33 protein-coding genes and 2 tRNA genes are annotated in these 26,876 nt (G+C 41.8%); 20 read left to right on the top strand and 15 right to left on the bottom strand.

Annotated features, from left to right (window positions below; translation table 11 throughout):
- The first annotated feature begins 58 nt into the window (after positions 1-58).
- A complete protein-coding gene (locus IRQ78_RS18100; RefSeq protein WP_054554628.1) occupies positions 59-529 on the top strand; it encodes a DUF2721 domain-containing protein in 471 nt (156 codons plus the stop codon).
- 103 nt (positions 530-632) lie between these two features.
- A complete protein-coding gene (locus tag IRQ78_RS18095; protein WP_058585373.1) occupies positions 633-1,085 on the top strand; it encodes a c-type cytochrome in 453 nt (150 codons plus the stop codon).
- A 221-nt stretch (positions 1,086-1,306) separates the two neighbouring features.
- Here IRQ78_RS18095 and IRQ78_RS18090 read toward each other — a convergent pair whose 3' ends face one another.
- Positions 1,307-1,957: a cytochrome b/b6 domain-containing protein gene (locus tag IRQ78_RS18090; RefSeq protein WP_194442848.1), complete on the bottom strand. Its 651-nt coding sequence runs from the start codon at positions 1,955-1,957 to the stop codon at positions 1,307-1,309.
- Between the two features lie 137 nt (positions 1,958-2,094).
- Here IRQ78_RS18090 and IRQ78_RS18085 point away from each other — a divergent pair, with 137 nt between their 5' ends.
- From IRQ78_RS18085 to IRQ78_RS18075, 3 genes are all read left to right on the top strand, one after another.
- Positions 2,095-2,802: an AzlC family ABC transporter permease gene (locus IRQ78_RS18085; RefSeq protein WP_138618800.1), complete on the top strand. Its 708-nt coding sequence runs from the start codon at positions 2,095-2,097 to the stop codon at positions 2,800-2,802.
- Complete coding sequence (locus IRQ78_RS18080; protein ID WP_058585371.1) at positions 2,799-3,098, top strand: AzlD domain-containing protein; 300 nt, start codon at positions 2,799-2,801, stop codon at positions 3,096-3,098. Before IRQ78_RS18085 ends, IRQ78_RS18080 begins: the two co-directional genes overlap by 4 nt.
- A 107-nt stretch (positions 3,099-3,205) precedes the next feature.
- On the top strand, positions 3,206-3,688 hold the full coding sequence (locus IRQ78_RS18075) for a glutathione peroxidase (protein ID WP_138618802.1): 483 nt from the start codon (positions 3,206-3,208) through the stop codon (positions 3,686-3,688).
- A gap of 52 nt (positions 3,689-3,740) precedes the next feature.
- Here IRQ78_RS18075 and IRQ78_RS18070 read toward each other — a convergent pair whose 3' ends face one another.
- Entirely contained in the window at positions 3,741-3,929 is a 189-nt protein-coding gene (locus IRQ78_RS18070; protein WP_082389337.1) for a PA3496 family putative envelope integrity protein, read from the bottom strand.
- Between the two features lie 391 nt (positions 3,930-4,320).
- On the opposite strand from IRQ78_RS18070, the gene IRQ78_RS18065 reads away from it, so the two are divergent.
- Positions 4,321-5,121 (top strand): YggN family protein, encoded by an 801-nt coding sequence (locus IRQ78_RS18065; RefSeq protein ID WP_194442847.1) that lies wholly within the window; start codon positions 4,321-4,323, stop codon positions 5,119-5,121.
- 66 nt (positions 5,122-5,187) lie between these two features.
- On the opposite strand, the gene IRQ78_RS18060 is transcribed toward IRQ78_RS18065, so the two are convergent.
- On the bottom strand, positions 5,188-6,630 hold the full coding sequence (locus tag IRQ78_RS18060) for an aminotransferase-like domain-containing protein (protein ID WP_194442846.1): 1,443 nt from the start codon (positions 6,628-6,630) through the stop codon (positions 5,188-5,190).
- Positions 6,631-6,731: 101 nt separating this feature from the next.
- Between IRQ78_RS18060 and IRQ78_RS18055 the strand changes: the two genes are divergently transcribed.
- Positions 6,732-7,661 (top strand): DMT family transporter, encoded by a 930-nt coding sequence (locus IRQ78_RS18055; RefSeq protein ID WP_194442845.1) that lies wholly within the window; start codon positions 6,732-6,734, stop codon positions 7,659-7,661.
- Between the two features lie 54 nt (positions 7,662-7,715).
- Here IRQ78_RS18055 and IRQ78_RS18050 read toward each other — a convergent pair whose 3' ends face one another.
- Positions 7,716-8,564, bottom strand: coding sequence for a diacylglycerol/lipid kinase family protein (locus IRQ78_RS18050; RefSeq protein ID WP_194442844.1), 849 nt, complete (start codon positions 8,562-8,564; stop codon positions 7,716-7,718).
- A gap of 324 nt (positions 8,565-8,888) precedes the next feature.
- On the opposite strand from IRQ78_RS18050, the gene IRQ78_RS18045 reads away from it, so the two are divergent.
- The 5 genes from IRQ78_RS18045 to IRQ78_RS18025 all read left to right on the top strand — a co-directional run bounded on the left by IRQ78_RS18045 (position 8,889) and on the right by IRQ78_RS18025 (position 10,939).
- Positions 8,889-9,029, top strand: coding sequence for a hypothetical protein (locus IRQ78_RS18045; RefSeq protein WP_194442843.1), 141 nt, complete (start codon positions 8,889-8,891; stop codon positions 9,027-9,029).
- A 227-nt stretch (positions 9,030-9,256) separates the two neighbouring features.
- Positions 9,257-9,347, top strand: a tRNA-Ser gene (locus IRQ78_RS18040).
- 53 nt (positions 9,348-9,400) lie between these two features.
- Positions 9,401-9,493 (top strand) — tRNA-Ser (locus tag IRQ78_RS18035).
- A gap of 108 nt (positions 9,494-9,601) precedes the next feature.
- Positions 9,602-10,102 carry a DUF4124 domain-containing protein gene (locus IRQ78_RS18030; protein WP_194442842.1) on the top strand — a complete coding sequence of 167 codons (501 nt, stop codon included), beginning with the start codon at positions 9,602-9,604 and terminating at the stop codon, positions 10,100-10,102.
- A 69-nt stretch (positions 10,103-10,171) separates the two neighbouring features.
- Positions 10,172-10,939: an MBL fold metallo-hydrolase gene (locus IRQ78_RS18025; RefSeq protein WP_054554617.1), complete on the top strand. Its 768-nt coding sequence runs from the start codon at positions 10,172-10,174 to the stop codon at positions 10,937-10,939.
- A 12-nt stretch (positions 10,940-10,951) separates the two neighbouring features.
- Here the strand turns inward: IRQ78_RS18025 and IRQ78_RS18020 are convergent, their stop codons facing one another.
- Both IRQ78_RS18020 and IRQ78_RS18015 read right to left on the bottom strand, forming a co-directional pair.
- Positions 10,952-12,067 carry an aminotransferase class V-fold PLP-dependent enzyme gene (locus IRQ78_RS18020; protein ID WP_194442841.1) on the bottom strand — a complete coding sequence of 372 codons (1,116 nt, stop codon included), beginning with the start codon at positions 12,065-12,067 and terminating at the stop codon, positions 10,952-10,954.
- Entirely contained in the window at positions 12,067-13,236 is a 1,170-nt protein-coding gene (locus tag IRQ78_RS18015) for a PrnB family protein (RefSeq protein WP_194442840.1), read from the bottom strand. Before IRQ78_RS18015 ends, IRQ78_RS18020 begins: the two co-directional genes overlap by 1 nt.
- Before the next feature lie 113 nt (positions 13,237-13,349).
- Between IRQ78_RS18015 and IRQ78_RS18010 the strand changes: the two genes are divergently transcribed.
- From IRQ78_RS18010 to IRQ78_RS18000, 3 genes are all read left to right on the top strand, one after another.
- Positions 13,350-13,811: an Lrp/AsnC family transcriptional regulator gene (locus IRQ78_RS18010; protein ID WP_054554614.1), complete on the top strand. Its 462-nt coding sequence runs from the start codon at positions 13,350-13,352 to the stop codon at positions 13,809-13,811.
- A gap of 68 nt (positions 13,812-13,879) precedes the next feature.
- Positions 13,880-15,247 carry an alpha/beta hydrolase gene (locus IRQ78_RS18005; RefSeq protein ID WP_194442839.1) on the top strand — a complete coding sequence of 456 codons (1,368 nt, stop codon included), beginning with the start codon at positions 13,880-13,882 and terminating at the stop codon, positions 15,245-15,247.
- On the top strand, positions 15,244-16,383 hold the full coding sequence (locus IRQ78_RS18000) for a GNAT family N-acetyltransferase (protein WP_194442838.1): 1,140 nt from the start codon (positions 15,244-15,246) through the stop codon (positions 16,381-16,383). The genes IRQ78_RS18005 and IRQ78_RS18000 overlap by 4 nt, the downstream gene beginning before the upstream one ends.
- Here the strand turns inward: IRQ78_RS18000 and IRQ78_RS17995 are convergent.
- Complete coding sequence (locus tag IRQ78_RS17995) at positions 16,360-16,950, bottom strand: DUF938 domain-containing protein (RefSeq protein WP_194442837.1); 591 nt, start codon at positions 16,948-16,950, stop codon at positions 16,360-16,362. The genes IRQ78_RS18000 and IRQ78_RS17995 overlap by 24 nt on opposite strands.
- Positions 16,951-17,133: 183 nt before the next feature.
- Here IRQ78_RS17995 and IRQ78_RS17990 point away from each other — a divergent pair, with 183 nt between their 5' ends.
- The 5 genes from IRQ78_RS17990 to IRQ78_RS17970 all read left to right on the top strand — a co-directional run bounded on the left by IRQ78_RS17990 (position 17,134) and on the right by IRQ78_RS17970 (position 20,234).
- Positions 17,134-17,328 (top strand): hypothetical protein, encoded by a 195-nt coding sequence (locus IRQ78_RS17990; RefSeq protein ID WP_054554610.1) that lies wholly within the window; start codon positions 17,134-17,136, stop codon positions 17,326-17,328.
- Between the two features lie 145 nt (positions 17,329-17,473).
- Positions 17,474-17,800, top strand: a complete 327-nt coding sequence (locus tag IRQ78_RS17985; RefSeq protein WP_058585360.1) for a hypothetical protein — start codon at positions 17,474-17,476, stop codon at positions 17,798-17,800.
- Positions 17,801-17,808: 8 nt separating this feature from the next.
- Complete coding sequence (locus tag IRQ78_RS17980; protein ID WP_138598928.1) at positions 17,809-19,185, top strand: class II fumarate hydratase; 1,377 nt, start codon at positions 17,809-17,811, stop codon at positions 19,183-19,185.
- A 148-nt stretch (positions 19,186-19,333) separates the two neighbouring features.
- Positions 19,334-19,819: a hypothetical protein gene (locus IRQ78_RS17975; RefSeq protein WP_054554607.1), complete on the top strand. Its 486-nt coding sequence runs from the start codon at positions 19,334-19,336 to the stop codon at positions 19,817-19,819.
- Between the two features lie 13 nt (positions 19,820-19,832).
- On the top strand, positions 19,833-20,234 hold the full coding sequence (locus IRQ78_RS17970) for a hypothetical protein (protein ID WP_058585357.1): 402 nt from the start codon (positions 19,833-19,835) through the stop codon (positions 20,232-20,234).
- Here the strand turns inward: IRQ78_RS17970 and IRQ78_RS17965 are convergent.
- The 8 genes from IRQ78_RS17965 to IRQ78_RS17930 all read right to left on the bottom strand — a co-directional run bounded on the left by IRQ78_RS17965 (position 20,227) and on the right by IRQ78_RS17930 (position 26,300).
- The gene (locus tag IRQ78_RS17965) at positions 20,227-20,412 is read right to left on the bottom strand and encodes a hypothetical protein (RefSeq protein WP_054554683.1); all 186 of its coding nucleotides are present in this window, start codon (positions 20,410-20,412) and stop codon (positions 20,227-20,229) included. The genes IRQ78_RS17970 and IRQ78_RS17965 overlap by 8 nt on opposite strands.
- Positions 20,413-20,477: 65 nt before the next feature.
- The gene (locus IRQ78_RS17960) at positions 20,478-20,795 is read right to left on the bottom strand and encodes a hypothetical protein (RefSeq protein ID WP_054554605.1); all 318 of its coding nucleotides are present in this window, start codon (positions 20,793-20,795) and stop codon (positions 20,478-20,480) included.
- Positions 20,792-21,430, bottom strand: coding sequence for a hypothetical protein (locus tag IRQ78_RS17955; protein ID WP_194442836.1), 639 nt, complete (start codon positions 21,428-21,430; stop codon positions 20,792-20,794). Before IRQ78_RS17955 ends, IRQ78_RS17960 begins: the two co-directional genes overlap by 4 nt.
- Before the next feature lie 71 nt (positions 21,431-21,501).
- Positions 21,502-22,194 carry a PspA/IM30 family protein gene (locus IRQ78_RS17950; protein WP_054563727.1) on the bottom strand — a complete coding sequence of 231 codons (693 nt, stop codon included), beginning with the start codon at positions 22,192-22,194 and terminating at the stop codon, positions 21,502-21,504.
- A gap of 24 nt (positions 22,195-22,218) precedes the next feature.
- Positions 22,219-22,632, bottom strand: a complete 414-nt coding sequence (locus tag IRQ78_RS17945; protein ID WP_054563728.1) for a YjfI family protein — start codon at positions 22,630-22,632, stop codon at positions 22,219-22,221.
- Between the two features lie 79 nt (positions 22,633-22,711).
- Entirely contained in the window at positions 22,712-24,364 is a 1,653-nt protein-coding gene (locus IRQ78_RS17940) for a polyamine aminopropyltransferase (RefSeq protein ID WP_228482684.1), read from the bottom strand.
- Positions 24,365-24,437: 73 nt separating this feature from the next.
- Complete coding sequence (locus IRQ78_RS17935) at positions 24,438-25,337, bottom strand: DUF350 domain-containing protein (protein WP_062566277.1); 900 nt, start codon at positions 25,335-25,337, stop codon at positions 24,438-24,440.
- Between the two features lie 30 nt (positions 25,338-25,367).
- Complete coding sequence (locus IRQ78_RS17930) at positions 25,368-26,300, bottom strand: CHAD domain-containing protein (protein WP_194442834.1); 933 nt, start codon at positions 26,298-26,300, stop codon at positions 25,368-25,370.
- Positions 26,301-26,876 lie beyond the last annotated feature (576 nt).

Raw genomic sequence — 26,876 nt, 5'->3', positions numbered from 1 at the left:
CAAAACCAAAGGTTGTAAACGTTTGTAAATGAAAGCCTTATAAATAGAGTACTATCAAATGAATTCAGAAGTTATCAACATTCTTACCATGGCAAAGGTGATTCAAACGGCTGTTGCACCCGTCTTTTTAATTACCGGTATTGCAGCAACGTTAGGCGTGCTTTCCAACCGCTTGGCGCGTATTACCGATCGAGCGCGACAGTTAGAACGCAAGCTTAAAGTCAGTACGGATGAAGACTTCAATAAGTCATTAACAACGGAGCTAAGGGCACTGTTGAAACGCTCTCGCTGCATCCATATTGCATTTAGTCTAAGTGTACTCAGTGCTTTATTAGTATGTGCTGTGGTTATGTGTCTATTTTTATCGCATATTCAATCTATCAACTTGAGCGTGACAATTGCTAGCTGCTTTGTGGCCGCTATGGCGCTGCTGATATGTGGATTTTTATCTTTACTATGCGAGGTTTTCTTAGCAACAAGAAGCATGCGCCGCGGCATGATCTTCGCTGATATTGATATAAATGATTAAATTAAACTTAAGTTAAGATTAACCGCAATACACTTGAATATTATATTGAGCTAAGATAAAACTCAGTTAGTTTACTTTTATGACATCTTAAGGGGCAAAAGGAATGAAATTAAAACAACTAGTAGTGGGTGCAATGCTATCTACAATGGCACTGGGCGCATCAGCAAATTCTGTATTTGAAGAGCCAAGCGATGCAATCGAGTATCGTCAGGCAGCATTTTCAATGATCCGCGTACAAATTGGTGACATGGGCGATATGCTAAAAGGAAAAGTACCTTTTGATGCAGAACGTTTTCAAAAGCGTGCCGACAATGCAGCAGCACTATCTAAAATGCCTTGGGAAGCTTTCGTAGCGGGTTCTGATAAGGGTGATACATCTGCACTTGCAGCTGTATGGAGCGACAACGAAACCTTTATGAAAAAAGCAGTTGCTTTCCAACAATATGCAGATGAGCTAGCAGTTGCAGCACAAAGCGGCGATAAAAAAGTAATTGGCAAAGCATTTGGCGCATGGGCTAAAGGCTGTAAAGATTGCCATAAGTCTTTCAAAGACTAGTTAAAAACTTAAACTAAAAAGGCGCTTATTAGCGCCTTTTTTAATGTCTTATACCAATTCGCTTAATTAAGTGGTCTATTTTGAGGCAATAGAACCTCGTTGATAGCAAGGCAAAAATTTCGTTATTTAGTTTGTTCTAAATCAGAAATTTTTAACGCAGGTAGCGACAGGTTTTATCCCTCAAAATGATTAAGTATTATTGCGGATTGGTATTAGATTACCTAGCCAAGCAAATAGCTGAGCGGCTCTGCACCCCAAGTCGTAAATAGCACCACTAAGCACACTGCAAAAATAACAAAAGCTATCAACGGTGATTTAGTAACAGGCTCAGTAACCGCAACTTGCTCACTATTACCCGTTAGCATAGGTTTCACTAAGTTTTTTCCCTTAATGCGGTAAATCACAATCGCTAATACATGCAACACAATGGCATACAACAAGATGTCAAAGTTTAAATGATGGAGCCAACCGGCAAACTCTACGGTATCTGAGGATACATGCGCCACCAGCGGGCCATCCGTTAAAATATCGTCACTGGTCATTAAGCCAGAGGTTAACTGTACGATGAGTAGCGCAAAAAAGGCTATCACCATATAACTACCCGCCGCGCCGTGACCCGCCTTATGTTCATTGCTTGTAAATGACTTAATTGCAGCAACAGGTGAATGAATAAGCGCAGACAGCTTTGCCGTTTTACTACCAATTAGACCCCAAACAAGACGTGTAATAATAAGCGCTAGAGTGAAGTAGCCTGCAGCAAAATGCAGCTCCAACATACCTACTTCAGCACTAAAATAGAGGGTTGCGATGGCCGCAACTAATAACCAATGGAAGCTTCTTATAAAGCCATCCCATACTTTAACTTTAGACATTGTAACTTTCCCTTTAAAAGACGCTAATGATTTCAGCAACAGGCTCGGCTATACATTATTGCAAACTTCAGTTATTTTGACACACCTCTATTTTAGCTGTTTTGATCTGAGCCATAACAACAAACATGAGCGATAAGATGCATAAATCAACAATAAGAGCCTTGCTAAAAGGATTTTTCGACATGCTCCCCTTATGCCTTGCGGTGTTACCTTGGGGAATTTTATGTGGCTCGTTAGCAGTTCAAAATGGCTTCAGTGCTTTAGCAACACAAGCTATGTCGTTATTGGTATTTGCAGGCTCAGCACAACTCGTTGCGATTGAATTAATGGCCGGCAATACCCCGCTTTTAACTATATTATTTACCACTCTCATTATTAGCTCACGGCACTTTTTATATGGTTTAGCTATTCGCCACAAAGTCATTGATCAACCCTTTCGTTGGCGCCTGCCTGTGAGTTTTGTACTGACGGATGAATTATTTGCTTTTTCGCATCATCGCAAAGCCTATCGCACAAAAGTGCGCCTTATTTACGCACTCAGTGCCGGGTTTAGTTTTTATATTGCCTGGAATATCTGGACCTTACTAGGTATTGTCGCAGGAAGCCTCCTTCCCGATTTAACACACCTAGGGCTTGATTTCGCCATCGCAGCCACGTTTATTGCTTTAGTTATTCCGGGAGTAAAGAACCTTGCAACACTGGCTACAGTGATCACCGCTGGCGTTGTTGCAACGCTATTAAAAAATCAGGGCTTTCAACTTTGGCTTGTCACTGCGGCCCTTATCGCTATGACAGTGGGTTATCTAATTAGTCGCTGGCAAGCAAAAGAGGAGCATACACAATGATGACCACCATTTTATTAATGGCGTGTATTACCTTCTTCACACGTTACTTATTTTTGCACCGTGCATTACCGTTTAAAGTCGGCCCAAAAATGCAGCAATTCTTAAGTTTTAGCGCCCCAGCAGTACTCACCGCAATTTGGGTGCCCATTGTATTTATTAATGACGAAGGGATAAATCTAGATTGGCAAAATCCCTATCTAAGCGCTGCTGTTGTGTCTGTTATCGTGGCCTATAAAACACATAACATATACTACACAACACTGGCAGGGATGGGATTGTTTATAATTTTAAGTTAGCTGCGATGCTTAACGCCAAGTAAGAAAAACCGCTGATTAAAATTTACCCTTTTAGAAAAATGCCAAGCAAGTTAGAATCAATGCAACAATAATAAAAAGTTATCATTATGAGCGAATTTCACCAACTTTCTGCCACCAGCCTACAAGGCCAAACCGTTGACTTTTCTGATTTTGAAAACAAGGTCGTACTTGTTGTAAACACTGCAAGTAAATGTGGCTTCACTCCACAATATGAAGGCTTACAAGCACTGCATGAAAAGTATCATGAGCAAGGCTTAGTAATAATTGGTTTTCCATGTAACCAGTTTGGCAAACAAGAACCAGGTGATGCAAAAGAAATTAAAGAAAGCTGCCTTATTAACTATGGCGTTAGCTTTTTAATGATGAGCAAAGTCGATGTGAATGGCGAACATGCTCACCCTGTTTTTAGATACCTAAAATCAGAGTTACCGGGCTTTATCACCCGCAAAATAAAATGGAACTTCACCAAATTTTTAATTGGTAAAGATGGCAAGGCCATTAAGCGCTATGCGCCACTGACAAAACCTGAACAGCTAGAGTCAGACATCGCAGCTGCACTGGGCAAATAACGAAGTCTAAAAGCAATAAAGAGGCAAATTGCCTCTTTATCTAAATTTATGCTTAGTCGTTCAAGTACTCGTCAAAGTCGTCATCGCCTAAGTTTCTGCGCAAGCGTTTTTGTTCAAGATAGTCTTCCAACTTCTTCTTTACGCGTTGCTTTTTCTTGTCGTGTTGATTACGCCCGACCATTTCGTACTCGTCTTCAACAAAATCGTCATCTAGCGCGTCATAACTAAATGTCTTACCCACAACCCACTCCATAAAGTGTTTGAGACCAATTCTTGAGATTAAAATTTGCTCGATGAATTGGCAAAGATTAAAAAGCTCGGTAGTAATTTAGTATCTAAAAAACCACCAAAATAAAGCCATACACCCATGCTAAATAGGTCATATGTCAATATTGTGAATAAATAGCGCTAAATTTGATTTCTGAAAAGTGAGAGTTTTTTATCGTTTCGATAAGAGTCATTTATGCATGTGTATTTTTTAGTTAATTTGACTAAAAAATGGTTAAAAAGTTATTCCCCGCAATTTTTAAAAAAGCCTCAAAACACATCAAACCATTGAATTAATTGAACTTATAAATTATGGCATTCAATTTGATTATGTATTTGTGTCATTTCAAACAGGAAAGAAAAAAATGAAAAAGTTATTGTTAGTAAGTTCTTTATTTATCGCTACCAGCGCAATGGCTCATAACGATAATGATACAAATATTTCATTCAGCAGTGAGCAGTGTGATGTTGAATTTATAAATGATGTACGCATTACACCAAGCGAGTTAGAAGTATACACAGCCGATAATCGCACTATGAAAATCATCGATCAACACACTTTATATATCGATGGTCAAAGCGTGTCGCTTGATGCTTCACAACAGCAAGCAATTGCAGATTACTCAGACAGCTTACGCAGCCAACTTCCTGAAGTCGCCAATATCGCACTTGATGGCGTAAAAATAGCAGGCGTAGCAATTGAAGAAGTATCAAATGCTTTCAATATTGATGGCCTAAACGACATTTCAGAATTAATGGACGATATCAGTGTAGAAGTGCAAAACGCCTTCTATCAGCAAGGTGCGTTTACCATGGGTCAGCAAAATTTCGAAAAATTTGGCCAAAACTTTGAAGACCAATTCGATGAGCAAATCGAATCGGCTGTCGAGTCAGCCATGATGCAATCAATGGGCAGCATTTTAATTGCGCTAGGTTCTGAGCTTTTAGGTTCAGGTGGCGACATGGATGAGTTTGAGCAACGTATGGAAAACATGGGCGCACAAATAGAAGCACGCGTAGAAACACAGGCAGCTCAACTTGAAGAACGTGCAGATGCATTATGCGGCAGCTTTGCTGACATCGCTCATAAAGAGCAAGAGCTAGTGGTTCTAGTACCAGAGCTAAAAGAGTATCAACTATTTACTTTCAAACAGAATGCAGAGTAATTGACTAATTAACATCCCTGAACCAAAACACTTGGTCCTTTCGCGCAGAGCTTGCTCTGCGCTTTTTTATTTTTTGGCCAGCACAGTCAGCTGCGATAACGTTTTAATCGCCTGCTCTAAGTTTTCAGACCAAGGCAAGCCATAACTTAAACGAAAACAGCTACGGTATTTTTTACCCGCTGAGAATATCAACCCTGGAGTAATACTGATCCCCGCCTCAAGTGCCAAATGGAATAACTTTACCGCATCATATTGGCTACCAAGGTCAACCCAGATAACACAGCCCCCTTGCGGGTTACTTATACGCGCACAACTTGGCATATATTGCTGCAGGCACCAAATCATACGCTCTTTGTTGGTACTTAAGCGCTGTCTAAGCAAACGAATGTTACGGTCGTACTCACCGCTAGCTATAAACTCATACAAGGTCCACTGGTTTATAAGTGGCGCGGAGCAACTAAGCGCGCGTTTGTGTCGCCTTGCTTGTTCTGCAAACTTACCGGCAATGATCCAACCAATGCGGTAACTAGGTGCGGCTGTTTTTGAAAACGACGCGCAGGTGATCACTAAGCCCTTTTTTGAATAAGCTTGTGCAGGCGTGGCGCGCTTAGCTGTAAAATGTAAGTCGCCATAAACATCATCCTCAATAAGCACCACGTCACGCTGCTCTAAAAGTGCCACTAATTGCTCACGCTTGGCATCAGGCATAAAACTGCCAACTGGGTTATTTAATGAGGTTGAAAACACACAGGCTTTTATATCATGCTCATCGAGTGCTTGAGCCAAATCATCTAGCCATATTCCTTCATCGGGGCACAGCGGTATTTCCAGAGCCTTTAAGCCTAAGCTTTCAATTAATTCGATAATGCCAAAATAACAAGGCGACTCGATAGCAATAACATCACCGGGTTTAGCCACACATTTAAGGGCAATCGCCAACGCCTCTTGAGCACCATTGGTGATCACTAATTCATCGCTATCAACCCCAATACCAAAGTCCAGATAGCGATGAATGAGCTGTTTTTTAAGTGGTGCAAAGCCATCCATCGGCCCGTAATTAATTGCCGATGCGCCAGCTAATGTCATGACTCGGCGCATTGTTCGTGCCAGCGCTTTATCTGTCGGTGCAGCAGCCACAGGGTTGGCGATACCAAATGGCACCACATTAGCTTTGTGGATAGCGCTGTAGACTTGCTCAATCAAGCCTTGCTTATTGACTGTGGTAGGCTCTCGACTGAGCCTAACTCGCTTTGGTCGAGACTGATTTAACTGTGATGACTTTAAAAAGTACCCTGACTTTTCTCTGGCTTCGATCAGCCCTTGCCCTTCAAGTAATTGATACGCTTGCTTTACAGTAGGAATACTGATGTTGAGCTTGTCTGCCATTTTTCTGAGCGAAGGTAATTTTTCACCCGGTAATAACGAACCTTGCACGCAAAGATCTCTAACTAGCTGAATAACTTGTTGATATAAGAACTCACTGTTACTACGACTGATAACTTGTGACATAGCCCACCAAACTGTATAGGTTGCATTTCTAGTTTTCTGTATATGTTAAGTATACAGAAGAGGATTAAAATGAACATACTTTCAATTTTTGGGTACTAACTATGAAAAGCGCCGCTCTCTACCTTGCTACAGTACTGATCTGGGGATCGACTTGGCTAGCTATTGAGTTTCAACTGGGTGATGTTGCTGTTGAGGTCTCTTTATTTTATCGCTTTGCCATTGCAGCCATTTTAATGTGGGCCTTTGTGCTGGTAAAAAAACTCCCTATGCAATATTCACTGCGCGATCACGGATTTTTTGCATTATTGGCTTTATTTAACTTTGGTTTAAATTATTTAGTGCTGTATTGGGCGCAGAACTATCTCACCTCAGCAATGGCCTCAATTGCCTTTTCGATGTTGCTATTAATGAACATTATTAACACCCGCTTGTTCTTCGCAAAACCAATTGCGAAACGAATTTACTTTGGTGCTTTACTCGGTGTAATGGGTATTGCCAGCTTGTTTTGGCCACAAATTCAGCAATTCGACTTGAGTAATGGTGCGTTGGTCGGGTTACTACTTGCGCTGTCTGGGACCTTTGTGGCTTCATTGGGGAATATGGTCAGTGTTCGAAACTCTCAGTGTAATATTGGCGTACTTCAAGGCAATGCCTGGGGTATGTTGTACAGCGCTTTAGGGCTAGCAGCTTATGTTTTAGTAAGCGACGTTGAGCTGACATTGAATGCCCCAACCAGCTATTGGGTATCTCTCTTCTATTTAGCAGTATTTGGTACCGTAATCGCATTTGCTTGTTACTTCGCGCTACTTAAAAATATCGGCCCTGAGCGAGCAAGCTATGTAATCGTATTATTCCCACTGGTTGCAGTGGTCTTAAGTACCTTATTTGAAGGATTTGAATGGCAAGCAAATACCTTTATGGGTTTTAGCCTAGTGTTATTCGGTAATGCTATCGTGCTGACTCCAACTCGACAAATTAAAGCATTTTTTGCTGCACGTAATCTGCAGCAAAAAAGCTCCGTCCCCAGTTAGAAGTGACTATGTCGCCTCTAACACCAAGCGCTGGCAAATTTTGCCGGCGCTTTTTTATGGCACATGAAAACGAAGTGCTTGTTTGTGAATCTTAACTTTAGCCGGAGTAAAGCCAACGAGCTCACCATCGGCTTCTATAGCCAGTCCTTTCGTGGTGATATCGGCAGTCGTTAAACAGGTATATTCCAGCGCGTGCAAACTATGATGCTTTACGATCAGTAAATACAAAAAGCTGATCAGGTTTTTCAATAAACCGCCAGCTGGCATGCAGTAGCAATCAAGCTGACCATCATTTAACTTTGCCCGAGGGGCAATCTTTAAGCCACCACCAAAATAATGATGATTAGCAAAAATCGTCGCTAAATTACTGTAGTTGAGTGCTTTACCATTAAACTCCCCCTTAAGTGAGCGTGCCCGAAATGAAAATAGCTGTTTGATGCCCTGCCAAGTGTAGCCAAACGAGCTAAAACTTCCGGCTTTATTTAGTTGCGTCACGACTTCAGCGTCAAACCCTATTCCCGCCACATTAATAAAATAGCGCTGATTGATTTGTCCAACATCGATTAATTCTGTACGGCTATTAAAAACAGCCTCATACCAAGCCTGTTTTTTACACGCAAAGCCACGCGCAAAATCATTTCCTGTGCCTGCTGGAATTAACGCGATAGAACAGCGACTCGACATTAATGCATTAACGGCTAAATGCAGCGTCCCATCACCACCAATCACCACAACTTGACTCTGGTTTTTAGCCAAATGCGCAATATCAGCGCAATCATTCTCAAACTTGCCTGTGGTTAAATACAATTCAGGCTCAATCTGTCTTTTTTTACATTCTTTTAGTAGCCAATCAACACTGTTTTTATGATTTTTTTTGTCACTTGGCTTTATTATTATCAACATCAACGGTTACTTCTTTTCTTGCATGGCAAAAACACCACGCTCGTTCAAATTATATTAATCTGAATAATTAGTCACTTTCTCACTCTAAAAACGCATAAATAAAAACACCAAAAGCTAAAAACCTTTATTTACTTATACTTCAACGCAAACACAATTGCATAAGCATGCAGCGCAATGTGTATTTAAAAACTTAACCCCATGTTAATAAAAGACTTTCGGATTAGAAAAAGTTATCCGACAGACTCAATTTTTATCGTTTTATTTTTGTTCAGTTTGATTGCAAAATACTCACGTTTTCAACCAAACACAACCCGGAGCAAAGTAATGAACCCAATTAATACATTAAACCAAAACGCTGCAAATCATGTTGCCGTAAAACCAACAAACCGCAAAGCAAAAATGTTGGCAAAACTAAATCGCTACGGCAAAAAGTTAGCTCTTGGCGGCGCAGTACAACACAAGTAATCCCCAACCATGGTTACTTTATCGGTGCAGTAAACACCCAACCACTAACGAAGATCCTTCTTTAGCTCCTCCGTTTACTGCTCCAACCCCTTTCTTTTAAGTTAAAAACAGCAATTAATTAAACCTTTTTACAAAAAACTCCCTCTTTACGCTCAAAAAACAAGCAAACAAACTTTTTCCTATTTACACAGCCGATTCAGCTAAGTATTATTCTCGCATCACGATGTGGAGAGATGGCAGAGTGGTCGAATGCACCGGTCTTGAAAACCGGCAGGGGTTTGTAGCCCCTCTAGGGTTCAAATCCCTATCTCTCCACCACTTATTTTTATTTGTTGATTTATTTCAGCAAATTACAATCAGAATTATGCGCTGGAGAGGTGGCCGAGTGGCCGAAGGCGCTCCCCTGCTAAGGGAGTATAGGGTTTGTAGCTCTATCGAGGGTTCGAATCCCTCCTTCTCCACCATTTTATTATTAAAAACCGCTTTTAAGCGGTTTTTTTATGTCCGAAAACTTGCACTCCTCATTATATTTCATGCATGCTAAGTATCTATTTGCTACACAAAGTGATGCTATGTTTCGTTTTGCATTTTTTACGCTTGCTCTATTTGCCAGCACCAACAGTCAAGCCACTATTTATAAGTGCATGATTGACGGGGTTGCCACCTTTACAGAGCAGCCTTGTGGTAAAGATGCAGCAATAGTAAAAATTGCACCACCACCCGCAAGTAACCAACCCCCAGCCAGAGAGCAGCCGCCAAATCCACAAAAACCTGCAGACTTAAGTGTTGAAGATTATTTAAAAATTCAAAAAGCCGATCGCGAAATAGACCGCCTTCAGTTAGAGATTAAAGAACTACAAAAACAACAGAGTGAGCGCATTGGTAAACTCAATAATATGACACAAGATGCCGCAAACAGGTTAGGCGCAGCGTCTATTGATGATGCTATTAGCAAACAAAGCGAACGTATTAATGCTTATTATAAAAGCCAAATCGCCCCCCTCGAAAAACAGGTAGCACAGCTAGAAGAAACCAAAAAACAGCTCAAAGAGCGAGGCACGCAATCCAATTAGTCTAGCTTACCAAAACTGGTCAGACATGATATAACAACATTTGCTGATTAAGTTTAGGGATCAATCGTTTTGCAAATTCATACGCTCGAAGGTTATATCCAAAATATCTATTTGGTTGAATACCCAGATAAATTGATGCTACTTGATGGTTGTTGCCGTGCTGATGTTGATACTGTATTTGACTATATTACCGAACAACTCAAGCGCCCCATCACAGACTTAAAACTAATAGTAGTCACCCATATGCACCCAGATCATGCCGGTGGAGCGCATGCATTAAGAAAGTTAAGCGGTGGAAAAATAGCGACGTCGAACGCCCCTGGGCAATGGTATAGAGGCATTGATGGTTTCTTAATGCATTTAACCGATATTGCTTTGGCTTGGTGGGTCGCCGGTAGGTTAAATAAAAAACGCCATAATCTTTGGTACAGCCGCCATTTAGATGCTGACTATTACCTTGCCACTGATGCAACCCTACCCGGCTTTGACGATTGGCAAGCACTGCATAGCCCAGGTCATACCGACCGAGATATTAGTCTGTATCATATTCCTAGCGAGCGAATTTACATTGCTGATTTATTAGTAAAAGTAAAAGGGCAGCTTGTGCCACCCTTTCCTGTTTTTTACCCAAAGCTGTATTTAAACTCTTTGTTGATGCTAAAAGCGCTGCAACCAAAACGAATTATGTTTGCCCACAGTAACGAAGTTAGTATTGATGACATCGACTTTGAGCAAATTTTAGCGCTGGTCCCCGAAAAACCAATGACGCACTGGCGTTCTGTCAAAGCAAAGGCTCGACAAGCTCTTAACGTAATACCAACTCGCAATAACACTTAATTAAGCGTTTTGTTATAAGGCCCTTTTCACAGTTGTGATAAAAGTATCTATATCCTGCTGATCATTATAAATATGAGCAGAGACTCTTAAGCCTAAGTGACGTTCATCAACTGCAATATTCGCTGCAATAAGCGCAGCTTTTACAGCCGCTTGTTGCTCACCAAAATGCATAATGGCTGTTCCAGAACATTTGTCATCCTGTATTGGTGAACGCATATAATCAGCTAATTGATCATGAAACTGCGCGAGCATTGCTAAGTTATGAGCGCGTACTTTCTCAATACCAAGATCAGCAAAGTAATTAATACTATGCGAAGCCAAAATATAAGGTGCAACTGAAGGGGTACCGCCCCAAAAGCGCAACGCGGTTTGATGATAAGCAAAGTGCTTAATATCAAACTCAAACGGATTTTGATGAGAAAACCAGCCAACATCTTGTGGCTGACAAAGTGATAGCTGCTTGCGGTTAACCCATAAATAAGCAGCACCCGGTCCACCACATAGCCATTTGACACTCGAGCCCAACATAAAATCGGCATCAAGCTTAGTTAAGTCGACCTCTAAAATGCCCGCAGACTGTGCAACATCAAGTAAGCTCAATGCGTTGTGTTGTTTCGCGATATTTATAATTTCGTGAATAGGCGCTTGCTGACCCGTGTTTGAATAAACATGGCTAATAAAGACTAAATCAATATCATTTTTCGCTAAATATGACTGCCAAACCTGCGCATCGGTTAAGTCTTCATGCTTACCAATAAACACGATTTCAGCACTTTCAGGTAGGGCTTTTTGCATCGCAAAACCCATGCTTGGAAAGTCACTTTCTGCCATCAACACTTTGCAATTTTCTTGTTGCAGTCGCGGGTGCGACATCAACAGCTTGGTTAAACCACTCGATAAGTTAACTTGTGGGCAAAATAGCTCACTGTGCGAGTTAAATAATTTAGCGAGACTACTCGTAAACGCCTCAACACCTTGCAGCCACTGTTGCCATGGCTCTTTATTTTCATTTTGCCAAGCGGCAAAAAACTGCTGATGAAAATGCTGCTCAGCAGATTTTAATGGTCGCCCCACAGAATGGTTAAGCAAATAGCTGCCTTGTGGAATTACAAAATCGTTTTTGTTCATTAATTAATCCACTGTTTTAACTTAGTTAAGTCATCGAAACGGGTGCGAATATCATCCCGCTTTGCTGCCGCACGGCGATCACGCAGCTGCTCTAGTGAGTTTAGTAACACATGCAAAGGCGGCCCACTGGCTGTGACTTTATCCATATGTTGTTGCTGCATTTGCTGTGAAGGCTGCGCAATGTATTTACTGACCAATTGATTATGGTGGCCAATGGCAGTATCACCATGCAGTTTACACACTTGAATGAACAGCTTTAAGTTAGTTTGTAACCATTCGCTATCACGCTCAGTTTCTGCAGCTAAGAAGTCATCCATAATACTTGTCATACGCATGCTTTCACGCAGGATCTGCTGATCTTCAGGCATCATATACAAGAATTTATCCACCAGCATTTGCGAGTAACTAGGTTCATTAGCAAAGCAAAGACCAAGTAATAAATCGATGACATTAATGCCCGCAAAATCACCGGCATTCGCACCTCGATATACCTCTTTACCTACTCGATACGGCTTGTAATACGGACGTACACAATAGAAAAAGCGGTCTGTGTCGAGCTTGTTGTATAGCGTATTGTTCGACTCAATCACATCAAGCAGCGCTTGTTTTGCTACTGTGAGTAAATCAGCCGTGATAGGGTGCGATATCCCTAATGGCTGAATTTTTAATAAAGCATCTGCCGCTCGCTTATACGCTAAAATGCCCTTAGTGTTGTAATCGACAAAGATTTTCTCATCTTCAAGGTCAGTAAAGCGCTTATACAAACCATCAACCGCTTTATTGTGGGTGGTTAAATGCGCCGTTGCAAAACGCGGGGTTACACCAATAGATGCACCAATGTGCATTGCCAACGCAGAGGCTTCAACAAGCGGTGAACTTGTTTCACGAGAAGGCTCAGTGATTTCATGTCGACGGCATGCCGCCATATACAAACCAACATTACCTAATAAATCGAAGGCGTTATCAAAGCCTTCATCGGTATTGCCCTCAGCCAGTAAAGCACGAATATGCTCATTACCTTCTTGCTCTAATTGACGTTTAAGGTGCTCACCGACACCCTCTACATTCGCTTTATCGTCTTGTTGCCAATATAGTTTTTCTAATTCGCTGTTGATCTCAACAAAACGGGTGCGAAGCCAGCTATCAAATGCCTTGGTGTTCTCAGTCACAGGCTCACTCCAAAATAATTATATTGCGATAATGTTAACAGAGTTCAATGAGTGCTAATCGCCAAAATATAGACTAGAATCCATCTAGATTAGTGAAAATCACTCAAATAAAAATGAAATTAGATAAAAAAGACCAACAATTACTTAATGCTTTACAAGATAATGCGAGAACTTCTGTCTCGGAGCTGGCCCAGTCTGTTAGCCTGTCAGATACCCCTTGCCTTCGCCGCATTAAAAAGCTCGAATCAGCAAATGTGATCAGTGGTTACCATGCTGCCATCAATCCTAAAGCCGTTGATTTAAATGTGTCTGTTTATGCCTTTGTGCGCTTAAACCAAAACTCTGTTGCCGCTGCTGAGCAATTTGAACAGCAGGTTGAGAAGCTAGAACATGTGCTTGAGTGTTCTGTTATTTCAGGCAGTTATGATTACCTGCTGAAGATCGTTGCCGCAGATTTAGAAAGCTATGAAAGCTTTGTGAAACATAAATTAGGTAGTATTGATTGTATTGCTAACATCGAATCGACAGTGGTCTTAAAACAAGCGTTCACTAAGCGTCATTTACCGCTTGCTTGACGCACCTTGCTTGCAAATAAAACATAACTCGATAAGCTAAAAACAGGCTTTAAAAGGATGCTTAAAATATGAAATTCATCAACTTAGTTGCTATCTCTTGGGCCATCAGTGGTCTATTTAGCAGCTCATTAATGGCACAGCAACAAACCTGCCTTACTCAGCTTGAAGACCAAGAACTGATGATGAAAAGTAAGCGCGAAGGGCTGTTTAGAGAGCCATTACCACGCAGCCATAGCACCTTTAGCTATAATATCGAGCAAGCATTTAGTGACTATTTAACCGCTGCGTACCTGCAAATTAGTAGCGAAAATCCGCGTGCTAATTTGCCATGCCCTGTTTACACAGACACCTATCAGCAACTTGTTGCACAAGACGCTCGACCAGCTAACGCAACTGTTGCTGATTTAATAAGCCCATTTGAACTTAAACAGGCCGATAGCCGTAAAGCGGTGCTCTTGATCCACGGTTTAACCGACTCACCCTTTACCTATCACGACCTTGCACAAGTGTATTATCAACAAGGTTATACGGTACGCACAATTTTACTCCCTGGGCATGGTACCGCTCCTGCAGCACTTAGAGACATCGATGCCGATGATTGGCAAAAGGCTAGCGTGTATGCCATTGAGCGCGCATTAAAAGACTTTGATCAGGTGATATTAGGGGGCTACTCAACCGGTGCTGCACTGGTTATTGATTACTTAACTCAAGGCCCAGTCGATAATAAAATTACGGCTGCTATGTTGTTTTCACCCGCAAGCGAGCCACACAATAAAAACGGTTGGCTAGCGAAATGGGTCGATGCGATTCCATTTGTGAATTGGATTGATAAAGACGCGGACCTTGATTTTGCCAAGTATGAGTCGTTTCCATTTAGTGCAGCCTCAGCTAGTCACGAAGCAATGAGCCGTATTAGCCTTGATGAGCTACGTCATCGCCACCTCCCTAATGTAGCGATATTTAGCACCTTTAGTGATGTTGACACCACAATAGATAACCAAGCGACCTTTAAGATTTTAACTAAGCTGCACGACCCAAAAACGCGCAAGAATAACCAGCTTGATCGGCTTGTATACTATGGTGATGACAATAACATCCCAGCTAGCTTTCCAGCTGATTACCAAATAATTCGTGATGACTGCGACACCGATGACTGTAAAAAAATCAAAGGAATGTCACATATTGGTATTGTTAATAAACCCAGCAACCCTTACTACGGTCGCACAGCATTGTATCGCAATTGCGGAAGCTACTTAGATGACGACACGCTTTATACAGCCTGCAAATACCAAAAAGACGTTGTGATGGGTGAACGCACAGCCGAAAATTTACAAGCGCACAAACCCTTTGCACGACTCACGTTTAACCCTTATTTCGATAAGCTTGCTATGCATATCAACGATTTTATCAAAGATATTGAATCGGCTGCACAATGAGTGAGTTTAGCCACCGCTGGTTTAATCAAATAAGCGAGATTGATGCCGCTCTATGGCAGTCATTTTTTTATGATACGCCCTTTACCGATCACGCTTTTTTGGCGGCTTTAGAACAAGCAGGCTGTGTGAGTGAAGAGTCGGGCTGGCAACCTATGCACCTAGCAATTTACCAGCAAGAACAGGTTATAGCCTTACTACCCGGGTATCTAAAATACCACTCTTATGGTGAATATGTATTTGACTGGGCTTGGGCTGAAGCCTATCAACAACATGGCTTAGAGTATTACCCCAAATGGCTGTGTGGCGTTCCCTTCACACCTATTGCAGGGCAACGAATTAGTATAAATCACAATAAGCCCGCTGAAGTCTATGCGTATATTCAGCACATACTCACAGCAACGGCAGCGCAATTAGACTGGTCAGGTTGGCATATAAATTTTTGCCACCAGCAACAAGCGACTGCATTAACTAGCGACACCGTAATGCAACGTCATGGCGTGCAGTTTCAGTGGTTTAATGAAGGCTATAATGACTTTGAGGACTTTTTAGCTTCACTCACCGCAAGAAAGCGTAAATCGCTCAAAAAAGAACGCGCAAAAATAACTGAACAACAGATAACCGTAGAATGGCTCGAGGGTGCTGACATCAGCAAACAGCACATGCAGCAATTTAGTCATTTTTACCGCCAAACCTATTTGAAGCGTTCAGGCCACAATGGTTATTTGAATACCGCCTTTTTTGAGCTATTACAGCAAAGCATGGCCGACAAACTAGTGTTAATGTTCGCTAAGTATCAAGGAGAAGTGATTGCCGCCACACTCAGTTTTAAAGATCAGAATTGTTTATATGGTCGATACTGGGGAACGAACTATGAGCTTGATAGTTTGCACTTTGAGCTTTGCTATTACCAAGGCATTGAATACTGCATTACCAACAAACTTAAGCAGTTCCATTCTGGCGCGCAAGGTGAGCATAAAATAAGTCGCGGTTTTAAGCCCGTAAATACCTATTCATTGCATCATATTCAACACACTGAGTTTGCAGCTGCCATTAGTGATTTTATTACTAGAGAACGCCAACATATGGCGCTCTATAAAGCCCAATGCGAAAGCTTACTGCCTTTTAAACAGCAATAATTGGTTATTCGCTGGCATTTGCACATCTTCAACAAAGGTTAAGCCAGCTTGCTCTGCAAGTTGGCAAATCGCTTCAAAATCACGGATTGCACTATGTGCATCTTGCTGTTTTAAAAACGCATCGAATTCAGCATTACTGGCACTGGTAAACTTACCTTGGTACTTAAATGGTCCATAAATACACAGTTTACCTTTTGGCGCTAAGTGCTTTGCTACACCTTGGAAAAAGCGCTCCACCAGTGACCAGCTAATAATGTGCATTGTATTCGCAGTGAAAATGGCATTCACTGTTTCAACCGGCCAAGGATCATTAAGGTCGAGTGTGAGTGGCGCATGCAAGTTAGTTAAATCAGCTTCTTGATGCCATTGTAAAATCCCCGGGTGATTAACCTCGCGATCACTACAATGCCACTGCAAATGTGCTAAATGCGTTGCAAAATGCACACTATGCTGCCCAGTACCTGAGCCGACTTCTAATACATCCGTCACATCAGAAAAGAACGCATCTAATACGTTTAAAATAGGTAATTTGTTGTTTTCACAGGCTTGAGAGAAGGGTTTATCCATACAAATTAGTGCACCATGTTTGGTAATTAGTGCACAACAGTAAAGCAAAAATAAATAATAAAGTCGCGGTGAATTTATTAATTAAAAATATAAAACCATTATTTTCAACTAGTTAAATTTATTGATCAATATTGGTACAGCTTATGCTATTTCTTAAGTGAATTAATCAATAGGAGCAATATTATGTATATCTCACCCTACACCGCTGTAGATGCAGCACTTGCAGCCAGCGAACGAGCTGAAAGCGAAAAAGCCGCCTTAACAAGTTGTGACGACAGAGCAACCGTGATCGATCTTCTTTCTCAATGTAACAAAGAAAATGTACAGGCGCCGAAAAAACATGAAACAGACCAGATTTTTATTCTCGGCTACAATTAATCACACACAGTTAATCCATTCAGTCTTAGCTTCATTATATAAGACTTGCACTAAAACCGATTAACTGTAATGATAACAATTATCATTACAGTTAATCGGTTTTTCTATGCACTCTCACAATGCTATGCTCCATTATCAGCGGCAAATGAAATGTGTTTGCCAAAGACCTGGGTTACATGCCCCTGCGCTTGTTGCTAACTATGTTGAAGCGGGTTTAAACATTGCACGCTATTACGAAAAGCATCACAACTTTATTTTGCAAGAGCTGTATCTAAGACGCACCTTTCATGAACTACTTGAAAAGATGTGTGATTCATTAGTGCATAATGCAATTCGTAAACAATGTTTGGCTCAGCTTTATAAACCGCAACTTGCGCTAAAGCGTTACTACAAAACTCATAACTGTATTGAAAAGTATTTCAGTTTGGAGCGAGAAGCGTGCCTTCTCAGCCAAGAATTTAACCCGATTTAGGAGTGTTTATGAGCCAATTTAGAACCGAATCAGATAGCATGGGTGAGCTACAAGTCCCTGCCAATGCGTTGTATCAAGCTCAAACGCAACGCGCTATCAACAATTTTCAAATTAGTGGCTTAGCCATGCCTAAGCAATTTATCACCGCCCTCGCCTACATTAAGCAAGCTGCCGCTCAAAGTAATGCTGCTTTAGGCCATTTGAGCCAAGGTAAAGCCAAAGCCATTGAGCAAGCATGCCAAGAGGTCATTGACGGTAAACATTTTTCAGAGTTTCCTGTTGATGTATTTCAGACAGGCTCTGGCACTAGCTCAAATATGAATGCCAATGAAGTCATTGCAACGCTGGCGAGCCAATTTGCAGGCGAAACCATTCACCCCAACGATGATGTGAACATGGGACAAAGCTCAAATGATGTGATCCCAACTGCGATTGCTGTAAGTAGCGCTATTAACATCATTTATGAGCTGTTTCCTAAACTCGATAAACTCAGTCAAAGCCTACAAAACAAACAAGCCGAAGTGGGCCATATTGTTAAAACCGGTCGCACTCATTTAATGGATGCAATGCCTGTGAGTTTTGCACAAACACTGGCTGCATGGCAGTTACAAGTGGATCATGCAATGACTGGTATTCGCCAAGCACTCGAGCGAGTTTGTGAACTTGCACAAGGTGGCACAGCGGTTGGTACTGGTATTAATGCCGATCCAGCGTTTGCTGGTGAGTTTTGCCAACACTTGAGTGAGAATGTAGGTATTCGCTTTAGCCCAAGTAAAAACTTCTTTTATAACATCGGTTCACAAGATGTCATTGTTGCGCTGTCAGGTCAGCTAAAGGTACTTGCTGTAGCACAAATGAAAATAGCCAATGACTTGCGCTGGATGAACTCAGGCCCACTTGCAGGTCTTGGTGAAATTGAACTTGAAGCTCTACAGCCAGGTTCATCAATTATGCCGGGTAAAGTAAACCCTGTGATCCCTGAAGCTGCCGCTATGGTCAGCGCACAAGTAATAGGCAATGACGCTACCATTACAGTGGCTGGTCAAGCCGGTAACTTTGAGCTCAATGTAATGCTGCCTGTGATTGCCTTAAACATTTTGCAAAGTATCGAACTGTTGGCAAATAGTAGTGAAGCACTAGCAGATAAAGCGATTGCCAGCTTTAAAGTAAACCAAAGCAATGTTGATAAAGCGCTCGCTAAAAACCCAATTCTAGTTACCGCGCTTAATCCGGTGATCGGCTATAGCAAAGCAGCAAAAATTGCCAAATTAGCTTATCAAGAAGGTCGCCCTATTATTGATGTTGCTGCAGAGCATACGGATATTTCGCGCGAAGAACTGAGCGAGTTACTGAACCCCGCCAAACTAACCCAAGGTGGTTTGTAATACCCGCTTATTGTAAAGTGGTATAAACTTTTATCTTTTTGTAGCTCTGTGAATACAGAGCTACTTACTGAAAGCAAACGTTTTTATTGCTCCGCTTTGAGCAATGTGTATGATAGTGAGTACTTATTCAACGATTTTTAGGTATGTTATGCGCTATCCACTATTGGCAATTTTATTTCCTGTGTTATTAACTGCGTGCTCGGACGCTGCAACTAATGAGCAAGCCGAATCAACGGCAACCAGCAATAAACTTGTCGAGGCACCAAAAGCCGTTGAAATAAAAAACGCTGAGGAAGTGACCAAAGCAGCCCCAGATAAAGCCACTATTAGCTCTGCCCATGAGCAACTTAAACAATTAATCGATGATCCAAGCTGTGACAACAGCAGCCAATGTAAAGTATTACCTGTAGGTAGTCGTGCTTGTGGCGGCCCAAGTAGCTTCATTGTTTATTCAACCAAAACAGCTGACACTGCTGAGGTTGAAAAACTTGCAAAAGATATCACCGCCCTTGAAAAGCAATTTAACGCAGCAAACGACATGATGAGTATTTGTCAGCATCTAACCGCACCGGGTGCGCAGTGTTCTGAGAATACTTGTGTTAGAATCGAAGGCTCAGCGGCAAGTGTATACTAAGGAATAAGCAATAATGGTTCGTTCATCGACTTTCAAGAAACTTTTCATCACCACAACTGTGTTAGCAAGCATTGCTTTAAGCGGTTGCGAAACAACAACGTCGGGTAGCTCTGCGCGCGTTGATCTAGGTGATTTAAACGATCAGCTGAACGATATCGTTAGCAATAATAGCTGTACTGCGAGTTTTCAATGTAAAGTGTTAGAAGTTGGTGAGCGAGCATGTGGTGGCCCAAGTCGCTATGTGGTTTATTCAACGTTAAACAACACACAAGAGCAAGCAGAGCAACTTGCAGAGCGAATTACAGCGGCTGAGAAGTCATCTGATCAAGCATTAACTGTTAACGATTGCTCACCAGTTCTGCCTGTACAATCGCTGTGTATTTCACAGCAGTGCCAAGCAATCGAGATTAAGTAAATAATGCAATAAGGCCGGATACTATCACCACGCTGATGATACAAATCCCGGCCTTATATATGTATTTAACCTGCATTGTATTATGCACCCAGTAAGCATAAATGTAGCGAACAAAGTAACTTGCTGCAGTGCCAAATAATGCAAAAATAACTAAATACGCAAGTAAAATAATATCCACAGTCATGCCACTTCTTTAAAACATCTAGTCTCAGTGTAAGGGCTTAAAGAAGTAAAGGCAAAACCTTAGCTTTTTTTACTGTGTTCAATGAGTAATTCAGCCACGCGCTGCTTCACAGCACGCTTATCATCGGCTGCAACACCAAAGCGCTCAGCCAATAAAGCAATCTCTTCATCATTTAAGTTAAACGATAAACGCTGTCTGGTTTTTTTCGACTTAACGTCGAGCTCCAAAATCTTACGGATCATATCTGATGGCGTAAGCTCTTGGTCAATGGCTTGCTTCTTAATTGATTTTTGCACTTCAGAGCTTAAATCAAACGCCATTTGCGTGGCTCTAACGGCTTGCTCCTGACGCTGCCATTTGGCTTTTGCATCACTCACTTGGCATCCCCAGGAAATAAGTCAACAATATCGCTAATTGGTCTGGTTAACGTCAGTGATACCTCTGTTTCACCGCCTTCCCAAATCTCAATATTTAAACTATGCGATTCATCATCTGAGCTTAAACAGATCATTTCACACGGTTCACCGCCTTCATCTTCATAACGAGGTAAAGGCTTATTACGGTAGTCCTTATTATGGAAATAACACACATAAGGTGCTTCTGATTGTTTGTAGCTCGATGCTAAAAAGTGACTAAAACGCTCCGGACTATTTTTTACATTAATCGCCGTTAATTCGTCTTCATCAAAAATACGAGCGAACTCATCAAGGGTAAAAATCTCATCAACATCGTCGCGTTGAATTTTGATCGCAAAATTTGCCCATTGCTCACCGTCATCTGATTCAATTTGCAAAAAAACCACTTGGCCAGATTCACTCTCGAGTACCAACTCATACTCTGCACTACGTTGGTACTGATACGTTTGCACATCAATAACACGCAGTGTCTGTCCTTTTAACCAGCTTGGGTAAGCGAACGAATCAATCACCGTCAGCATATCACCAACGAGTAATTGGCTTGGATCAGTAAGCTGACGCTCTGGGGCTTTTTTAGATTTGAAAAAGTTAAACATTGGCTGACTCCTTGTTGAAGCAAAAAAGGTAACCCAGTGCGTGGGTTACCTTTTGTCTTTCCGTTAACTGATTAGCTATTTTGTTTTGCTTTAATACGCGCCAAAATATCCGCGCTTTTCGGGTTGGTATCACCAATACCCGCTTCAGCCATTTTCGCTTTTAAATCATCGCCATTAGTATCAGCTTCTAGTTGCTTAGCCGCACCTAACTGGTCTTGACGGTCTTGCTGACGCTGCTTAATACGCTCTAGAGACTCACGTGCTGATGTCATTGATGAGCTGTTCGTATTTAGCGTGCTGTTTACAGCCATTGTTGCTTGCTGCACACTCTCAGTCGTTTTAACCATTGTTAATTGACGTTGATTTTCTTTAATCGACTTTTCAGCATCTTTAACTTGCTGCTTTAGTTGCACAATGTGGTTACTAAAACCAGCTAACACTTCTTCGTGCTCTGCTTTCTCAGCTTCAAAATCACCGATTTTTTCTGCGATTTCTAATGCTAGTGCTTCATTGCCTTTTTCAAGTGCTTGACCTGCATACGCTTCATGTTCTGCAATTGATGCATCTAGTGCGCTAATTTTACGCTTCGTTTGCATCTCTTTTGCCATTACTTCGGTCAGGCTTTTTTTAGCGCGTTGTAGGGCATTTTGTGCATCAGCAATTTCTTGTTCAAAGATACGGATACCGTTTGCATCAACAATTGCTTGTCCTGCTTCACGAGCGCCACCACGTACAGCTGTAAATAGTTTCTTTAAAATACTCATAATCTTAACTCCAGAAATTGCTAATTAATCGTTTAAATAAATGGTCACGGCTTCAAGTGCATCAATCGCATTGTCTGCCAGTGTTACCAACTCATGGGTAATATCATCAAACGATGAATTAACCGATAACGCGCCAAAAATAGCGTATTTATCATCAATTTTTGCAAATGCGCTTAATGGGATTGGTACATTTAAACGTAGTAACGTTTCGTTTAACTCATTACGCATATCTGCTTGTACTTCGTTTTCAGCAAACAGGTAGCTAATACACAGTAATTGCTCTTCTGTTTGAGTAACAAAGATAGGTAACTCATCATTCCCATCGACGATAACTTGTAACACATCTTGCTCACCTTCGTTGGCAATCAAGAAAGACTCAAAGCTCACACCCTCTGTTTCAAAAGAAGCCAGTTTGATTGATAGTTCATTTAATTCCATGTCTCACCTTTTTACGTTTTGACATATTATGTCTGAGTTAAGATTTGCATAGCCGACATATTATGTCAACTATAAAATATCAATTTTTGTACAATTCGGTTTCAACTTGCCACGCTTGGCGGTAATAATCATATAAGGTTCCAGAACCTAATCTATTGACTTCAATCGTGTTTACTTGTTCAAAAAAATGATTCGGAAACACAAAAGAAGCCAATAAATATTCTTTGCTTACCCAACGCGATGGCACCGGTAATTCGTTAGTTTCACGAATTCGCTGACTTGCTGATTTGCCAGCGGTAGTCGCGATTGTCCAACCCCATTGACCAAACGAAGGAATATTTTGTTGGTATTGCTCAACATAACCAAAACCCGAAGCTTTCATTGTTTTAGCAATACTCAAAAATGCTTTCTTCGCATGATAAGGCGATGTTGATTGCACGGCCACAGCCCCGTCAGGCGCCAATAACTGACGCACATGATTGTAAAAATAGTCACTGTACATCTTATTAAGATCTGGGTGATTAGGGTCTGGTAGGTCAATTAAAATAGTGTCAAAGCGCTCGCCTTTAGCAAGCATTGCTTCGACCTCTAAAAAGGCATCTGCAATGCGAATATCAGCACGAGGGTCGCTCATAGAGTGTTTATTTAGCGCTGTTAAACGTGTTCTGATTTTCTCTGGCGCATCATAGTCGCCAACATCATTACCAAATAAGTTTAACAACTGACCATCTAAGTCAACCAAGGTGACATGCTCTACTGGCCACTTCAAAACATCACGCAATGCAAGTCCATCACCGCCCCCGATGATCAACACGCGGTCATGGCGATTTGAGGCCAACATAGCAGGATAGACAAGCATAGAATGATAAATTTGCTCATCCACACTTGAGAATTGTAAACGGCCATTGAGGTAAAGATCGGTAATTGCATTGGGCTGATTGCGACTCAAACGCTCAGTTAACACCAAATGCTGATACTTAGTTGCTTGCGAGTAGATAACTTTATCTTTGTATAAAACATTACTTAGGTTTTTCATCCAGCTGGTGCCAAGCACGAGCACAAACGCAAAAAACACCAACAACAGCACATGGCAAACTAACAGTAACTTAGCGAAGCGAACATGTTGATGATAGCGCCATAAAAACACGAGACCGGCAATAATATTAAACAACGCCGTCCAAGCCGCTGCTTGCATAATTGGCATCGCAAGCATAATGCTCACCCAAATCGCAGCACCGACACCGGCACCGATATAATCCGCTCCGTAAATAGTTCCCGCATTATTTTCTAAAAAGCGCCCATAAACTTGCTGACGAATACGCGCAATCAACGGGATCTCCATACCGATCAATAGCCCGAGTAACAGACCAAACACATAGGGTAAAAAACGTGACCACTCTTGTAGCTTTTCAAATACATAGCCATTAAGTACGGTATCTGCAGGCAAGTTAAAAATTTCGGAGAAGATATGCGGCAATGAATAACTGACAGCGATAACACTCGCTATCGCTAAAATACAGCCCATGCCGACCAAAGCAATAATACTCTCTAGCCACGCGAAAGCAGTAAATGCATCTTTAAACCAACGTGCTAAAAATGCACCGATACCCATAGCGACAATCATGGTGCCGATCATGGCATAAATGGCACTCTCGACCGAGCCTAAGACACGACCAGCATAATGAGATAGCAGGTATTCATAAATAAGGCCGCACCCAGCGAGTACGGCCATAACAGTTATTAATAGGAAATCATGCCCAAGTAGATGAGCTCTACTTGGGGCGTTTGTTGTAGTAGACACTTAATTAGGCACCTAACAAGGTTGCCATAGTCGACCCAATCGCAAATGAGATTGCTGCAGAGATAGCAGCTACACCTACGTTCTTCTGGCGGTTCACTTCGTCTGAAATATCACAACCAGATAGGATGATTTTGATAGTCACTAAGTGTAGTAAAATGAAAGCCACTAAACTCACAGCTGCACTTAATGCCCAGTAACCTAAACTAGCTACAATGTTGTCAGCCGCATAAGGAGCAATACCTGATGCAGCAGTTAATGCCAATGCACTGCCCACTAAAAAGCCAGCGTAACGAATACCCACGGCTAAGTTACCGTCAATAACCGCTTGTTGTAAGCAATCACCACTGCGATTAGTACGCTTGAATAACTGCACGCGATATTGACTGATTAGTAGCATCGCAATGCTGCCAATCGCAAAAGCTGCGATCACAATTGGAATACCATGCCAGCCTTCGGTTGCCACCCAAAATAAAGCTGAGCGAATAACAATAGCCACACTTACTACATGACCAAAATCAATCAATGCAGCAGTCGCATTACCTTTTACGATTTCGTCGTGCAGACTCACTTTACGAAGCGCTACCTTGTCTTGGAAGAAATGACCTAGCTTAATAAGTACAATCGCCATCACACCATAACCAAGCATTTGTAATGCTTCTTGTTGCAAGGTTGGTGCAAATGAGCCGCTGCTCACGCCACTTAGAACAATAGCCAGTGCCACAAGCCCTGCCGCAAAGCTAATACCAAAAGCAAAATTATCACGCTCAGTTATTTCATCATTAGCGTGTAAGTTAGATACCCAGCCTTTGATAAATTTTAGGCTGACAAATAAAGCGATAATGATTGCAAAGTCGATTGCTAAAGCTTGCAACGACCAAGTTGTTATTCCATTAAATTCATACATGTGTTGTAACTCCGGTGGTTATTCTTTTCACTACTTACCGCGGCTAATGCCACGTGATGTTCTGCTCGAGCTGTTGCGTAATGACCCAGAGCTTTTACTGTAACTACTGCTAGAAGCATAGCTACTGCGTGTGCGTGGCGGCGTATAGCTGCTACGGCTTAATCCAGATGCACCACTGCGCTTAGTGGCATACGGACTAGTGAATTGTTTACCTTGGCGTTGATAAGACTGTCGAGTCCGCGTCTCTACCGTTTGTTGTGCTTTAATCTGTTTTGGGCTCGAATAACGATAACGGCCATAGTCATTGTAATAGCTATACTTTCTATGACGGCTCCAGCGACCATATTCAACTCGGTCGAATACATCGCCCAACATGCGATACATACCGTACCAAACCCAAAAACTGGTACCGCTGCTATTTGTTTGCCATTGCCCATAGTTAGGGTTACCAACTAACTGGTTACCAACACTTTCACCTTCAGCAGCTTCACTAATTGCACCAACCCGCGCTAGTGAGCCTTGCGACATATCGGCAAGCATATTGATAGGATCGGTAAGCGCATCTTGAAATAAAGACGGTTTGGCAGCATCACGAATGAGGTCAAGTTGATGAAGCGTATCTTCATAAGGGGGTATTAGATAAGTAGACTTCACATCTGCTAAGCGTTGTGTAAGACCTGAATAAATAGCCCCTTCACGAGTGGCATCAAGACTAATTACACGGGCGATCTCAGAAAGTTGCGGTTGCTGCTCAGCAAGCACCTTGCCGTATTGTTTAAGTATCGTCGCATTACGCAAAGAGCCATTATCAAGCGCTGTACCAAGTTGATTTAATTCAACTTCAGCTTTTTCTATGGATTGTTGTATTGTTTGTTTCAGCTGCTCTTCTTTCGACTCACAGCCCATAAGCAAGCTTACCAAACAAAACAGGCTAATAAGTTTCCAAGCTTTTATTTGAGACATTCATGTCACCTGATTGTGGTTTAAAAACGCAAATAGTTTTACATAGCTCAGGTACTAAACCAAGATTAAAATTGCAACAAAGGGTAAATTGGGTCGTGAATTGCTAGTTGCAAGGGGAAAGTTTAAAGGCCTGGCGTAGGTTGGGTAGAGCGAAGCGAAACCCAACATAAAAAGAGCTATCAGCTTTCAGATGTCAGCGAACAGCCGCGCGGTGTGGTTTTTTGGGTAAGAGTCTCCCTAAGCAATAAAGCCCTGCCAAGGCACTTCAGAGTTGTCTATTAGCAAGATAAAGCTTGAAGGTCTGGCGTAGGTTGGGTAGAGCGCAGCGAAACCCAACAGCGTGGTAATTCGTCATGCACAATGAAGAGGTAAAGTTCATTAATAAAAGACGAATTAGCGCAAGGTGAAGTAAGCCATTTTAGAGATCGCTAATACCATTCCGCATAAAGATTAAATCAATTTAATCCATTCCCGATTGCACATTTTCTTCACTCGATCCGGGATTGAAATAAAGTGATTCCATGCCTTTGAAACTTCATCGACAATTTCGTCATAGCCCGAAAACACTCTATTGGA

This window comes from Pseudoalteromonas simplex (genome assembly GCF_015278155.1).
Classification (GTDB): Bacteria; Pseudomonadota; Gammaproteobacteria; order Enterobacterales; family Alteromonadaceae; genus Pseudoalteromonas; species Pseudoalteromonas simplex.
The sequence above is the reverse complement of the archived record's forward strand: the minus strand, read 5'-3'. Positions and strand labels throughout refer to the sequence as shown.

Excerpts from the sequence above, each read along its gene's own strand:
- IRQ78_RS17950 (WP_054563727.1), bottom strand. The coding sequence starts at position 22,194 with ATGAGTATTTTAAAGAAACTATTTACAGCTGTACGTGGTGGCGCTCGT.
- IRQ78_RS18085 (WP_138618800.1), top strand. The coding sequence starts at position 2,095 with ATGCATAAATCAACAATAAGAGCCTTGCTAAAAGGATTTTTCGACATG.
- IRQ78_RS17990 (WP_054554610.1), top strand. The coding sequence starts at position 17,134 with ATGTATATCTCACCCTACACCGCTGTAGATGCAGCACTTGCAGCCAGC.
- IRQ78_RS18075 (WP_138618802.1), top strand. The coding sequence starts at position 3,206 with ATGAGCGAATTTCACCAACTTTCTGCCACCAGCCTACAAGGCCAAACC.
- IRQ78_RS18090 (WP_194442848.1), bottom strand. The coding sequence starts at position 1,957 with ATGTCTAAAGTTAAAGTATGGGATGGCTTTATAAGAAGCTTCCATTGG.
- IRQ78_RS17975 (WP_054554607.1), top strand. The coding sequence starts at position 19,334 with ATGCGCTATCCACTATTGGCAATTTTATTTCCTGTGTTATTAACTGCG.
- IRQ78_RS17955 (WP_194442836.1), bottom strand. The coding sequence starts at position 21,430 with ATGTTTAACTTTTTCAAATCTAAAAAAGCCCCAGAGCGTCAGCTTACT.
- IRQ78_RS17930 (WP_194442834.1), bottom strand. The coding sequence starts at position 26,300 with ATGTCTCAAATAAAAGCTTGGAAACTTATTAGCCTGTTTTGTTTGGTA.
- IRQ78_RS18095 (WP_058585373.1), top strand. The coding sequence starts at position 633 with ATGAAATTAAAACAACTAGTAGTGGGTGCAATGCTATCTACAATGGCA.
- IRQ78_RS18010 (WP_054554614.1), top strand. The coding sequence starts at position 13,350 with ATGAAATTAGATAAAAAAGACCAACAATTACTTAATGCTTTACAAGAT.
- IRQ78_RS17970 (WP_058585357.1), top strand. The coding sequence starts at position 19,833 with ATGGTTCGTTCATCGACTTTCAAGAAACTTTTCATCACCACAACTGTG.
- IRQ78_RS18055 (WP_194442845.1), top strand. The coding sequence starts at position 6,732 with ATGAAAAGCGCCGCTCTCTACCTTGCTACAGTACTGATCTGGGGATCG.
- IRQ78_RS18020 (WP_194442841.1), bottom strand. The coding sequence starts at position 12,067 with ATGAACAAAAACGATTTTGTAATTCCACAAGGCAGCTATTTGCTTAAC.
- IRQ78_RS18065 (WP_194442847.1), top strand. The coding sequence starts at position 4,321 with ATGAAAAAGTTATTGTTAGTAAGTTCTTTATTTATCGCTACCAGCGCA.
- IRQ78_RS17945 (WP_054563728.1), bottom strand. The coding sequence starts at position 22,632 with ATGGAATTAAATGAACTATCAATCAAACTGGCTTCTTTTGAAACAGAG.
- IRQ78_RS17995 (WP_194442837.1), bottom strand. The coding sequence starts at position 16,950 with ATGGATAAACCCTTCTCTCAAGCCTGTGAAAACAACAAATTACCTATT.
- IRQ78_RS18050 (WP_194442844.1), bottom strand. The coding sequence starts at position 8,564 with ATGTTGATAATAATAAAGCCAAGTGACAAAAAAAATCATAAAAACAGT.
- IRQ78_RS18080 (WP_058585371.1), top strand. The coding sequence starts at position 2,799 with ATGATGACCACCATTTTATTAATGGCGTGTATTACCTTCTTCACACGT.
- IRQ78_RS18045 (WP_194442843.1), top strand. The coding sequence starts at position 8,889 with ATGAACCCAATTAATACATTAAACCAAAACGCTGCAAATCATGTTGCC.
- IRQ78_RS18000 (WP_194442838.1), top strand. The coding sequence starts at position 15,244 with ATGAGTGAGTTTAGCCACCGCTGGTTTAATCAAATAAGCGAGATTGAT.
- IRQ78_RS17940 (WP_228482684.1), bottom strand. The coding sequence starts at position 24,364 with ATGGCCGTACTCGCTGGGTGCGGCCTTATTTATGAATACCTGCTATCT.
- IRQ78_RS18100 (WP_054554628.1), top strand. The coding sequence starts at position 59 with ATGAATTCAGAAGTTATCAACATTCTTACCATGGCAAAGGTGATTCAA.
- IRQ78_RS17980 (WP_138598928.1), top strand. The coding sequence starts at position 17,809 with ATGAGCCAATTTAGAACCGAATCAGATAGCATGGGTGAGCTACAAGTC.
- IRQ78_RS17935 (WP_062566277.1), bottom strand. The coding sequence starts at position 25,337 with ATGTATGAATTTAATGGAATAACAACTTGGTCGTTGCAAGCTTTAGCA.
- IRQ78_RS18060 (WP_194442846.1), bottom strand. The coding sequence starts at position 6,630 with ATGTCACAAGTTATCAGTCGTAGTAACAGTGAGTTCTTATATCAACAA.
- IRQ78_RS18005 (WP_194442839.1), top strand. The coding sequence starts at position 13,880 with ATGAAATTCATCAACTTAGTTGCTATCTCTTGGGCCATCAGTGGTCTA.
- IRQ78_RS17985 (WP_058585360.1), top strand. The coding sequence starts at position 17,474 with ATGAAATGTGTTTGCCAAAGACCTGGGTTACATGCCCCTGCGCTTGTT.
- IRQ78_RS18030 (WP_194442842.1), top strand. The coding sequence starts at position 9,602 with ATGTTTCGTTTTGCATTTTTTACGCTTGCTCTATTTGCCAGCACCAAC.